This window comes from Polaribacter sp. SA4-12 (genome assembly GCF_002163675.1).
Classification (GTDB): Bacteria; Bacteroidota; Bacteroidia; order Flavobacteriales; family Flavobacteriaceae; genus Polaribacter.
Genome location: NZ_CP019334.1, coordinates 160,403 through 173,319 on the forward strand (window position 1 = coordinate 160,403; position 12,917 = coordinate 173,319).

9 protein-coding genes are annotated in these 12,917 nt (G+C 29.5%); 1 reads left to right on the plus strand and 8 read right to left on the minus strand.

Going from position 1 to position 12,917, the window contains the following annotated elements; genetic code table 11:
* Positions 1 to 221 precede the first annotated feature (221 nt).
* Together BTO07_RS00745 and BTO07_RS00750 are read right to left on the minus strand one after the other, a co-directional pair.
* Positions 222 to 995 carry a zinc ribbon domain-containing protein gene (locus BTO07_RS00745; protein ID WP_087519397.1) on the minus strand — a complete coding sequence of 258 codons (774 nt, stop codon included), beginning with the start codon at positions 993 to 995 and terminating at the stop codon, positions 222 to 224.
* Between the two features lie 2 nt (positions 996 to 997).
* Positions 998 to 2,092, minus strand: a complete 1,095-nt coding sequence (locus BTO07_RS00750) for a Nif3-like dinuclear metal center hexameric protein (RefSeq protein ID WP_087519398.1) — start codon at positions 2,090 to 2,092, stop codon at positions 998 to 1,000.
* A 76-nt stretch (positions 2,093 to 2,168) separates the two neighbouring features.
* Between BTO07_RS00750 and lpxK the strand changes: the two genes are divergently transcribed.
* Positions 2,169 to 3,197 carry a tetraacyldisaccharide 4'-kinase gene (gene lpxK, locus BTO07_RS00755; protein ID WP_087519399.1) on the plus strand — a complete coding sequence of 343 codons (1,029 nt, stop codon included), beginning with the start codon at positions 2,169 to 2,171 and terminating at the stop codon, positions 3,195 to 3,197.
* 244 nt (positions 3,198 to 3,441) lie between these two features.
* Here the strand turns inward: lpxK and BTO07_RS00760 are convergent, their stop codons facing one another.
* The 6 genes from BTO07_RS00760 to BTO07_RS00785 all read right to left on the minus strand — a co-directional run bounded on the left by BTO07_RS00760 (position 3,442) and on the right by BTO07_RS00785 (position 12,820).
* Positions 3,442 to 4,158, minus strand: coding sequence for a YebC/PmpR family DNA-binding transcriptional regulator (locus BTO07_RS00760; RefSeq protein WP_087519400.1), 717 nt, complete (start codon positions 4,156 to 4,158; stop codon positions 3,442 to 3,444).
* A 232-nt stretch (positions 4,159 to 4,390) separates the two neighbouring features.
* On the minus strand, positions 4,391 to 5,575 hold the full coding sequence (locus tag BTO07_RS00765) for an acetate/propionate family kinase (RefSeq protein WP_087519401.1): 1,185 nt from the start codon (positions 5,573 to 5,575) through the stop codon (positions 4,391 to 4,393).
* Between the two features lies 1 nt (position 5,576).
* Positions 5,577 to 7,670 carry a phosphate acetyltransferase gene (gene pta, locus BTO07_RS00770; protein WP_087519402.1) on the minus strand — a complete coding sequence of 698 codons (2,094 nt, stop codon included), beginning with the start codon at positions 7,668 to 7,670 and terminating at the stop codon, positions 5,577 to 5,579.
* Between the two features lie 150 nt (positions 7,671 to 7,820).
* Positions 7,821 to 8,417: a hypothetical protein gene (locus tag BTO07_RS00775; RefSeq protein ID WP_087519403.1), complete on the minus strand. Its 597-nt coding sequence runs from the start codon at positions 8,415 to 8,417 to the stop codon at positions 7,821 to 7,823.
* A gap of 9 nt (positions 8,418 to 8,426) precedes the next feature.
* Positions 8,427 to 10,055 (minus strand): acyl-CoA carboxylase subunit beta, encoded by a 1,629-nt coding sequence (locus BTO07_RS00780; RefSeq protein WP_087519404.1) that lies wholly within the window; start codon positions 10,053 to 10,055, stop codon positions 8,427 to 8,429.
* Between the two features lie 119 nt (positions 10,056 to 10,174).
* The gene (locus tag BTO07_RS00785; protein WP_087519405.1) at positions 10,175 to 12,820 is read right to left on the minus strand and encodes a T9SS type B sorting domain-containing protein; all 2,646 of its coding nucleotides are present in this window, start codon (positions 12,818 to 12,820) and stop codon (positions 10,175 to 10,177) included.
* Positions 12,821 to 12,917: the final 97 nt, after the last annotated feature.

Sequence of the window (12,917 nt, forward strand, 5' to 3'; positions counted from 1 at the left end):
ACAATATATAATATTGAAAACTCGAAGCTTTTAGCTTCGAGTTTTTTTGTAGCCATTAACTAAGATATGTTTTCTTATGAAGGCAGTAATTTAATATAAAGTTTCTTCGGTTTTAATTGTTTAGAAATAAGGATAAAATTTTTAAATAGAGATATTCTATAAAACAAAAAACTCGAAGCAAAGCTTCGAGTTTTTTATAAATTTATGTAAAAGATAAAAGACTATGAAAAGAATTTTTCCATTTTCACTTTTTCTTCTTCAGCTAAAGCAGCATCCACTAAAATACGACCACTGTGCTCGTCAATAGTAATTTTCTTTCTGTTAGCTATTTCTAATTGCACCTGTGGTGGAATTGTAAAGTAAGAACCTCCTGAAGCTCCACGCTCGATAGCAACAACTGCTAAACCGTTTTTTACTTTAGTTCTAATTCTTGTATAAGCTGCAAATAAGTGTGCATCTAAAGTTTTAGAAAACTCATCAGATTTTTTTCCTAATAATTCTTCTTCTTTTTCAGTTTCTTTTAAGATAGCATCTAATTCAGCTTTTTTATGACCTAAGTGCTTTTCTTGTTTTGCTAACTTTTCGTTAGTAGAATCAATTACTATTTTTTTCTGAGCAATTTTTGCTTTGAATTCAATAATTCTCTTTTCAGCTAATTGAATTTCTAAATCTTGATATTCAATTTCTTTAGATAAAGAATCAAATTCTCTGTTATTTCTAACTTTCTTTTGTTGCTCGTCGTACTTTTTCATTAACTCGTTAGACTCTTCAATAGCTAATTTTTTGTTGCTAATGTCAGTTTCTAAGTTTGCTGCGTCTTGATTTAAGTTCGCTATACGCGTATTTAATCCGGCAACTTCATCTTCTAAATCTTCAACTTCTAAAGGTAATTCACCTCTAACGTTTCTAATTTCATCAATTCTTGAGTCGATTAATTGTAAATCGTATAAAGCTCTTAATTTTTCTTCAACCGAAATTTCTTTCTTCTTTGCCATGATTATATATAATATATAGGATTTGTACTTTTTTCTGATAAAATGACTGCAAAATTACTGAATTTTTTTGTAAGATAGGCTACCAAAAGGTTTTTTGTAAACTGTTCGCTCTCATAATGGCCAATATCTGCCAAAAGAATCATATTTTCAGCTTTAAAAAACTCATGGTATTTAAAATCTGCACTTACATAAGCATCTACTTTTGCCCTTTTTGCGTTAGAAATTGCAAAACTTCCAGATCCGCCTAAAACGGCTACTGTTTTTATTTTTTTATTAAGAAGATTAGAATGACGCACACAATCTGTTTGCATTGTTTTCTTTAGGTAAGTTAGAAATTCAGTTTCTTCCATTGCTGTAGGTAACTCACCAATCATTCCCATACCAATATCTTGATGGATATTTTCTGTCGTAATTAATTCGTAAGCAACTTCTTCATAAGGATGATTATCTTGTAATGCCTTTAAAATAGCAGTTTCGTTTTTACTTTCAAAAACAACACTAATCTGAGTTTCTTTTTCTGTGTGTAGTTCTCCTTTTTCTCCTAAAGTCGGATTAGAATTCTCATTTCCTCTAAAAGTTCCTTCTCCAATCGTATTAAAAGAACATTTATCGTAATTACCAATACTTCCAGCGCCAGCTGTAAAAAGTGAATTTCTTAAAGCTTCTGCATTATCCGAAGGAACAAAAGTGGTTAGTTTTTTTATGATTCCTTTTTTAGGAATTAAAATCATCGTGTTTTCTAAGCCTAAAACTTCGCACATTTTTGCAGAAACGCCATTTTTAGAATTATCTAAAGCGGTATGCGTTGCATAAATAGCAATGTCATTTTTTATCGCTTTTAAAACAACACGTTCTACGTAAGAATTTCCGTTCAGTTTTTTTAATCCCCCAAAAATAATAGGATGAAAGCTAATAATTAAATTGCATTTTTTTGCAATAGCTTCATCTACAGTTTCTTCAAGTGTATCTAAAGTAACTAAAACTCCAGAAACGTCCGTGTTATAATTACCAACTAATAAACCAACATTATCAAAATCTTCAGCATAATTTAATGGTGCTAATTCTTCTAAATAATTTGTGATGTCTTTTATTATCATAAATCAAAATTGTATCGAAAACCAAAGTTAACATTTTCCATTCATCAATCCATAAAAATGACTTATTTTCGTATTAATGAAATTTCTACGCTTTTTATTATTTCCATTTGCAATCATTTATGATGTTGTAACTACAATTCGTAATTTCTTTTTTGAAGTAGGAATTTTTAAACAAACAAGCTTTAAAATACCCGTAATTGTTGTTGGTAATTTAAGTGTTGGCGGAACCGGAAAGACTCCGCAAATAGAATATTTAATCCGTTTGTTAAAAGACGGTTTTAAGACAGCCGTTTTAAGTAGAGGATACAAACGTAAAACGGAAGGTTTTGTGCTGTTAAACGATACGTATTCTGCAGAAGATGTTGGAGATGAACCTTTACAGTACTTTAAAAAGTTTAATAACATTGATGTTGTTGTTGATGCTAATAGAGTTGCAGGAATTACTAAATTGATTACAGATAAATCTCCCGAAGTTATTTTATTAGATGATGCTTTTCAACACCGAAAAGTAAAAGGAAGTTTTTATGTTTTATTGACAAAATATGATGATTTATTTACCGACGATTTCTTATTACCAACAGGAAATTTAAGAGAAAGTAGGAGCGGAGCAAAAAGAGCAGATGTTATACTCATAACTAAATGTCCGACGAACTTAACAGAAGCTTCAAAAAATAAAATTACAGAGAAGTTGAAGAAATACAATACAAATGTGTTTTTCACCACAATTTCTTATGATGAATCAACATCAGGGAATAAAAGTGTTTTAGTTGATGATTTAAAAAACTATGAAGTTTTATTAATTACAGGAATTGCAAACCCAAATCCACTTTTGTCTTTTTTAAGTGAAAAAAATGTGAGTTTTAAACATTTAAAGTTTCCTGATCATCACAATTTTACAGACAAAGAAATCTCAACAATCAAAAAAGAATATGCTGATTTAAAGTCTTCTAAGAAACTAATTTTAACTACAGAAAAAGATTATGTTCGATTAGAAACTAGTATTGAAGAACTCTCTTTTTTAGGAATACAAACTTCCTTTTTAGCAGAACAAGAAGCATTCAATTCAATTATTAAAAATCATATAAAGTTAAACCAGCGTTGTTAGGACGCTGGTTTTTTTTATTTGATTTTTGTTAGAAGTATCTTTTTAGGTTTACTTCATTTATATGACACGATTTTGTTTGAAAGGTCACAACTTATTTCGATTGAAAATCCTTAAGTTGAATTTATTATTTCCTTAAAAATGTGAAACTATTAAGACTCGCAGAAGTAAACGAAGTAATTAATATTGGAGAGTTTGTTTTTTAATTAAAACAAAAAACCCGCTTAAAAGCGGATTTTTTTATTTTTTACATTTCCATCGAATGAAATACATTTTGTACATCATCGTCTTCTTCTAATTTTTCTAAAAGCTTTTCTACATCTGCTTGTTGTTCTTCGCTTAATTTTGTTGTAGTTGTTGGAATTCTTTCAAAACCTGAAGATAAAATTTCTGTGTTATTTTCTTCAAAATACGTTTGTATTGCTCCAAATTGTTCAAAAGGTGCGTAAATAATAATTCCTTCTTCGTCATCAAAAACTTCTTCAACTTCAAAATCGATTAGTTCTAATTCTAATTCTTCTAAGTCTATAGTAATATCTTCTTTTTTAATTGTGAAAGTACAAACATGATCAAACATAAAAATAACTGAACCAGAAGTACCTAAGTTTCCATCGCACTTATTAAAAGCAGATCTAACATTGGCTACTGTTCTGTTATTATTATCAGTTGCAGTTTCTAAAACAAGTGCTATTCCATGAGGCGCATAACCTTCAAAAAGTGCTTCTTTATAGTTTGCAGTGTCTTTATCTGTTGCCTTCTTTATTGCTCTTTCTACATTTTCTTTAGGCATGTTTGCAGCTTTTGCATTCTGCATAACTGCTCTTAACCTAGAATTTGAATCAGGATTTGGACCACCATCTTTAATAGCCATTACAATGTCTTTACCAATTCTGGTAAAAGTTTTTGCCATTGCTGACCATCGTTTCATTTTACGTCCTTTTCTAAGTTCAAATGCTCTACCCATTTCTAATAATTGTTTTAATTAAAATCCATACAAATGTAAAGGTTTGAATGTTTTATAACAATTTTTTGAATAAGGATTATTCGAAATTTGAGTCGATTTATGCTTAAGAAATTGTTTTTTAAGGATAGTTTCTCTTTTTTTTTAATTTTAATGTAGATAAAAGAGTTTGTTGGACAAAAAAAAAGTCCTTAAAATTAAAATTTAAAGGACTTTTATTCTATAAGTTTAAAATCTATTTTAAAAGAGTGTAAGATTGTTTTGCAATTTCAATTTCTTCGTTTGTAGGAATAATTAAAATTTTAACTTTCGCATTCTCTTTTTGAATTTCTCTTATTTCTTTAGAACGAATAGCGTTAATTTCTTTATCTAATTCAATTCCTAAAACGTCTAAATTTTCACAAGACATTTGTCTCATTAAACTAGAGTTTTCTCCGATTCCTGCAGTAAAAACAATAGCATCTAAACCATTTAATGCTGTTGTATAAGCACCAATATATTTTTTAATTCTATAAGCAGCTAAGTTTAATGCATTTTGACATTTTACATCTCCATTATTTGCTTTTTCTTCAATTTCTCTTAAATCAGAAAAACCAGTTAAACCCATCATTCCAGATTCTTTCTGTAATAAATTGTTTACTTCATCAATAGTTTTGTTGAGTTTCTTCATCAAAAAGAAAATAACAGATTGATCGATATCTCCAGAACGAGTTCCCATAACCAAACCATTCATTGGGCCGAAACCTAAAGAGTTTTCGATACTTTTCCCGTCTTTTATTGCAGACATACTACAACCATTACCTAAGTGAATTGTAATAATGTTTTTAGATTTTTCTCCTAAATATTCAATCGCCTTTTCTGAAACATATTTATGACTTGTTCCGTGAAAACCATAAGCTCTAATTTGATGCTCCTCTAAATATGAGTTAGGAATTGCATATTGATATGCTTCTTTAGGCATTGTTTGATGAAAAGCTGTATCAAAAATAGCAATCTGTTTTGCTGATGTAAAAATTGTTTCAGCAATTTCTATTCCTGTTAAATTTGCAGGATTATGTAAAGGTGCTAAATCAAATAACTCACGAATACTATCTTTAACTTCTTCAGTAACTACAACTGTGCTGCTAAATTTGCTTCCTCCATGAACAACTCTATGCCCAACAGCTTGAATTTCATCAACAGAATTTATAACACCGATATTTGCATCCATTAACGTTTTTGCTACTTTTTTTAAACCAATTTCGTGATTTAAAATAGGTAAAACTTCAGAGTGCTTTTCGTTATCTTTTTCATGTGTAAAGATGGCATCATCCATTCCAATTCTTTCTAAAAGACCAACACATTTTACTGTTTGTGATGGCATTTCTATCAATTGATATTTTAAAGATGAAGAACCTGCATTTAATACTAAAATATTCATATTATCCTTGATGTGCTTGTATTGCTGTTAATAAAACTGTATTAAAAATATCTTCTACTGTACAGCCTCTACTTAAATCGTTTACTGGTTTATTTAAACCTTGTAACATCGGGCCAATTGCTAAAGCGCCTGTTTCTCTTTGAATTGCTTTATACGTATTATTTCCTGTATTTAAATCAGGGAAAATTAATACAGATGCTTGACCAGCAACTTCAGAATCTGGCATTTTTGTTTTTGCAACAGACATGTCTACTGCAGCATCGTATTGAATTGGACCTTCAATTTTTAATTCAGGTTTTAAGTCTTTTACAATTTCTGTTGCTTTTCTTACTTTTTCTACTTCTTCTCCTTTTCCAGAACTTCCAGAAGAATAAGAAAGCATTGCTACTTTTGCTTCAATTCCAAAAGCTTCTGCAGATAATGCTGAAGAAATTGCAATTTCTGCTAATTGCTCTGCGTTCGGGTTTGGGTTTACAGCACAATCTCCCATTACAGAAACTCTGTCTGATAAACACATAAAGAATACAGATGATACTACAGAAACTCCAGGTTTTGTTTTAATTAATTGTAATGCTGGTTTTATAGTGTGCATTGTTGTGTGCACTGCTCCAGAAACCATTCCGTCTGCTAAACCATTCATAATCATTAAAGTTCCGTAATAAGAAACATCTGCTACTAAATCCTGCGCAGCAGTTTCTGTCATTCCTTTATGCTTACGAGCTTCAAATAATGTATTTGCGAAAGCATCATTATGAATAGAATTTTCTGGGTTTAAAATGTTTATTTTATCTAAATCGATTTGTAAACCAATTTGATCACATTTTAATTGAATTGTATTTCTATCACCTAATAAAGTTAAATCAACAATATCTAATAATTGTAAACGAGCAGCAGCTTTAATAATTCTTTCATCATCACCTTCTGGTAGAACAATGTGTTTTTTATGAGCTCTTGCTTTTTGTAATAAATTATATTGAAACATGCTTGGTGTTAACTTATCTGACTGATAAGAAGTTAAAGTATTTGTTAACCCCTCTGCATTTACATGTTTATCAAAAGTATCTAAAGATAATAATATTTTTTTGTTGTGTGTAGAGTAAATTTTAGACTTTACAGCTCCAATTTTATTCGTGATTCCAAAAGTTCCACCATCAACAGAAATAATAGGAACTGTAGATTGTACACCTTCTATTAACTTAACAATAGATTCTTCTGGTGTTAATGAACCTGTTAAAATAATTCCAGAAATTTTAGGATAATTACTAGAAGCATTTGCTTGTAAAGCACCTAAAATAATATCTGCTCTATCTCCAGGAGTAATTACTAAAGCGTTCTCTCTGATTCTTGTTAAATAGTTGCGCAGTTGCATTGCACCTGTACTGTAACTTCCAATAGCATTGTCTAAAAACTGTTCGCCAAATAAAACACGACCACTTAAAGCCTGTACAACTTCTTTAACAGTTGGGTATGCTAAGAAATCTACTTTAGGAATAATATCTATTTGAAGGTTTTTCGGAAAACTTTTTTGTAATTCCTTTTGAATATAGTCTATCTCATCAATTTCAATCTTGTTGGCAACAATACCAATAACATCAACCTCTTTTTTAATAAAAGACTTGTATGTAAGTTGCATTGTGTTGATAAAATCTTTCTTTTTCTTACCATTTCCAGAACCAACAATTAATGCAGGAATTCCAAGATTCTTCGCAATCATTAGATTTACATCTAATTCTGTAAAACCTCCTTCACCAGAAAAATCTGTTCCTTCTACAAGAACATAATCGTACTTTGCTTCTAGTTTTTTGTATTTTTTGATAACATTATGAATAACAGTTTCTGCTTTTCCTTCACTTAGCAATTCTACAACTTCATTTTGCTTGTAGGCATAACAGTCATCATAATCGATATCTAAATTGAAAAAATTAATTGCAGTATTTGTATGATCATCATATTTACTGTCTTTAACTTCATTAATAATAGGTCTAAAATACCCTACTTTAGAAGATTTGGTTAACATCATTCTTAAAAGACCTAATGATACCAAAGATTTACCACTATCAGACTCAATTGCGGCAATATATATAGCTTTACTCATTTTTTATAAATAATTATTTGGCAAAAATATATCATAAATCGACTACTAATTATGATAATAATCATTATTTTTTGAATAAAAAGTATCTTTTTTGATAAAAGCATTGTTATTCTATAAAATAAAAGAGTATCATATTGCGAGGATTATTTTTTATTTACAGTTATAATTATAGAAATTTACAATTTTAACAATATCTCTTTTTTTATATTCTTTTTGATCTATTTTGTCTAATAAATCTTGGCAATCGCCAAAAAATAGAGGGACAATTTTTTTAAAAGTTTTTTTTGATGGACCAAAGAGGTTAAAAAGTTGTGTAATTTGATCTTCATCATTTTTAGCAATATAATACACTTCTGTAGAAGTTGAAAAACTCATATTTACTCCAACTCCACCAGCATTCATAACTCCCATAGGAGCGCCGTTGTTTGTTTTAATTGAGTAATATAAACTTACTTTTCCTCTTTGTTTTACTTTAAAAAATTGAATTTCAGATTTTCCTTTTATAATTTTAAAGTCGTACTCAATATCATTTAAAATAAATTTATCAACCTTCATAAAACCTAATTCTATTGGCTTATCTTTTTTATTTACTTTAAATTTTATTTTGGCATTACTCATAAAAAGATGTTTTCCAAACCCTTCTTTTATTGTGCCATCTTTAAAGTAAATTTTTGCTTTACTATAACCAATTTGTGCACTTAAGTTAATTGAATATAGGAATATTGTAAGCAATAATATTTTTTTCATATTTCTTTTTTAAACTTGTAAAACTCCCATATTAAATTGTTTTTCAATAGGAGCGTGGTTTGCAGCTTCAATTCCCATAGAAATCCATGTTCTTGTGTCTAAAGGATTTATTACAGCATCTGTCCATATTCTTGCTGCTGCATAATAGGGTGATATTTGATTATCGTAACGAGATTTAATTTTATCAAATAATTCAGCTTCTTTTTCAGGAGTTATTTCTTCTCCACGTTTTTTTAGTGAAGCAGTTTCTATTTGTAGTAAAACTTTAGCCGCAGAATTTCCACTCATTACAGCTAATTCAGCACTTGGCCACGCAACAATTAATCTTGGGTCATAAGCTTTACCACACATTGCGTAATTACCTGCTCCGTAAGAATTTCCAATAATAATTGTAAATTTTGGTACAACAGAATTACTAACTGCGTTTACCATTTTAGCACCATCTTTTATAATTCCTCCATGTTCCGATTTTGAGCCTACCATAAAACCTGTAACGTCTTGTAAGAAAACTAAAGGAATTTTTTTCTGATTACAATTGGCGATAAAACGAGTAGATTTATCAGCAGAATCGTTATAAATAACACCACCAAATTGCATTTCTCCTTTTTGAGTTTTTACCAATTTTCTTTGATTGGCAATAATACCTACTGCCCAACCATCTATTCTAGCATAACCAGTTAAAATGGTTTTTCCATAACCTTCTTTGTATTGTTCAAACTCAGAATTATCAACCAAACGTTTGATAATTTCTAACATATCATATTGCGCATTTCTTTCCTTTGGAAGGATTCCGAAAATATCATCTTCATTTTCTGTTGGAGGAAAAGCTTCTGTTTTACTAAAACCAGCTTTGTCGTAATCACCAATTTTATCAACAATAAATTTAATTTTATCTAGAGCGTCTTTATCGTCTTTAGCTTTGTAGTCTGTAACACCAGAAATTTCACAATGTGTAGTTGCTCCACCTAAAGTTTCATTATCAATAGATTCTCCAATTGCTGCTTTTACTAAATAGCTTCCGGCAAGAAAGATACTTGCAGTTTTGTCAACAATTATAGCTTCATCGCTCATAATTGGTAAATATGCGCCACCTGCAACACAGCTTCCCATGACAGCAGAAATTTGTGTAATTCCCATGCTACTCATTATGGCGTTGTTTCTGAAAATTCGCCCAAAATGTTCTTTATCTGGAAAAATTTCATCCTGCATTGGCAGAAAAACACCAGCAGAATCAACTAAATAGATAATAGGAATTTTATTTTCTATGGATATTTCTTGAGCTCTTAAATTCTTTTTTCCTGTAATAGGAAACCAAGCTCCAGCTTTTACAGTAGCATCATTTGCAACAACAATACATTGTTTTTCTTTGATGTATCCCATTTTTACAACAACTCCACCAGAAGGGCAGCCTCCATGTTCAGCATACATATCATTACCTGCAAAAGCACCAATTTCTATGGATTTAGAATTTTTATCTAATAGATAATCAACTCTTTCTCTTGCTGTCATTTTACATTTAGAGTGATGTTTGTCAATTCTTTTTTGACCACCGCCTAATTTTACTTTGGCAAATCTTTTTCGTAAATCTGAAACTAGTAATTTGTTATAATCTTCGTTTTTATTGAAGTTGATATCCATGGAAATTTGTTTCTTAGTTTGTGCTAAATTAAGAAATATTCTTTTGAATAAAATTATAAAAAAAACCTGAGATAATTAATGCTATAATTATCTCAGGCTAAGCTTTTAATAAATATGTTTTATCTTCTTAATAATGAGAAATGACCGTTTTTTGTTCTAATATTTCCATTTATATCTACTAAAACTGCATTGTACCAATAATCATTAGAAGGTAAGGGTTTTCCATTTAAGAAGCCATTCCAACCGTTTTCTGTTTTTTGATCCATTACTTTTAATAGATTTCCAAATCTATCAAATATCTCTAAACTAACTTGTTTGTAAAAGGTGTTGTCTGTTCCTAAAACTTTCCAAGTATCAAATTTTCCATCTGCATTAGGTGTAAAGTGTCTTTGAAAATAGATGAAGGAAATTTCTTTAGATATTGTTTCTCCACAATCATTAATATCTCTAATGTAAATTTTATTTAAACCAGTAGGAACGTTTGTAAAAGTGTAGGATAAATTATTTATACCTGTTTTAAAATCAGTAATATTATTGCTATTCAGTGCATATTCATAATTTCCTTTTCCAGAAACATTAATTGTTATGGTATTTTCTTCTAACATATCTTGATCATCTACAAAATCAAATGATTCGATTACAGCAATATTAGATTCAACAACAGTAAATGTGTTGTAGCCGACACAAATAAAATTATCTAAATTATTTGTTGGGTCGTTTGTGTATTCTCTTAGAGTTTCTACTTTATATTCTCCTTTAATATTTGCTTTTAAAATAGAACTTGTTTCACCAATAATTAATTGATTGTTTAAATACCATTTATAAGTATCTGTATTTATACCCGTATCTGCATTTAAATCTATTGTTTTAAGTTGAGGAGTATCAATAGGATTGTTGATACATAAGATTTCTGGATTTAAATTTCCTTGTGGAACTGGTATTTTTTGAACTTGAATTTTAAATTGACCAATACTTTCGCAAGAATTAGAGGCTTTTAGTGTTATTCTTATAAAAATATCTTCTTCATCTGTAAAGAAATCATCATCAAAAGGCGCTGTAATTTCATTGTTTTGCAAACCAGCATCTTCACTTGTTCTGTAATAACTAAAGTTATGAGTTGTTAATTTTAATGCTCCTCCAGATTTAGAAATTATTTCTTGAGTCTTAATATCAAAATCATAAAAAGAAGTATTAGATCCAATACTATTTCTGCTGTCTGGTATGTTCGCGTTACTATCTAATTCACAGGCATAAACATCTGGGTAAGATGAAATCCCTGAAGGATTTACTTTTAATTCGATTTCTTTTATTTGATAACAACTAGTGATGGGGTTTGTTACTTTTACAATTAGTTTGTGATCTCCATTTGTAGCATTTGTAGCAGTTGAATTTCTATAATTGTTTTTTATTAAAGGTGAAGTAAAAGAGGTGTCTGTAGTTTCAAAAAAATCAATGACTACGTCATCTGTTCCTGTGTAAATTTCGGATTCTTTTGTTGTTAAGTTAAAGTTAGTTACAAAATCATTTGGATTATCATCAAAATCACATTGTTCATAAACAAGTACTGCATTTATTTCAGGAACAGGGTTAACAACTAAATTAAAGGTTTTTGAGGTGTTTCTGCAGCCTGTATTATTAATAACTCGCACAAATATCTTCTCATTATCTTTTATTGTGTTTGTGTAGAATAGTGCTTTGTCTATTGCGGCAGAATTGTTTTCTGCATCTGATAAACTTTTATGATAAGAAACAGTATATAAGCTTGAATCTAATGTTTCTAAAATTTCTGAATCTTTAGATTCTAATAAAAATGAGGAAGAATAACCATCTGTATTGCTAGAGCTAATAGTGTTATCATCACATGATAAATAGTCTTCTGGAGTATTTATGTTAAAAGTGGTTTTAACGTTTAGTGTAAAATTATTTGTGGTAAAACATCCATTGTTTGTATTTGTTAATCTAGTAAATATTACTTGTGGGTTAGTTATGTTTCTATAAGTTGTGGTACTTAAAATAGGGTTTGTATTTGTTTGAGCATCATTAGCGCTTAAGTGATAACTAATATTAACATTTGTCTGACTTCCTATTAATGTATCTTGATTTGTTATAAGGTCGAAAATTGAAGTTTCTTCAGTATCTGCAAGATTATCATCACACTCTTCTAAATTATAAGTGGTTCCTGTTACAGGAGGATTTGCAACTGGAGGATCACCTAAAGTAGCAGTACCAGTCCAATCTATTTTAAAATTACTACTTCCTATTGGTCTGTCTATTACAATAAAATAAGAATCATTAGCTTCTACTTCTAATTCTTTTACAAAACTATTTCCATCAGCACCAGGGCCTTCAGAAGTGTCTGTTTCTGTACTATTCATTCCTGTTAGATTGTCGGCTTGATTTGATGATTGTGGGTTTGTAGTAGAGCATCTAATTGCTTGACCAATATTATCACAAGTGACATTTTTACCAAAAATAAAAAAATCAAAATCTACTACAATATCAGTATTTGTAGTTCCGTTGTCATTTGTAGGTGTTAAAATAAAACCAAGTGTTCCACCTGTTTTTATTTTTATTTTAAACCAAAGACTATTGTGTTCTTGACTATTACAGGTATTAGAACTGTTTAGTTCTTGAATACCCACACCAGTAGCGTCTAAATCTGTAAAGCTATTATTTCCACAAACAATTAATGCATCTGTACAGTCATTTTGTGAAAATAAAAATGATGTGTATAAACTTAAAATTAATAAAAGTATTTTTTTCATAGCTGTATGTTTGAATACTAAAATTTATTAAAGATAAAAATAACAAGAAAATTGTATTAGATAATTTTTTAATTAACTTTTATATAAAACCACTTTT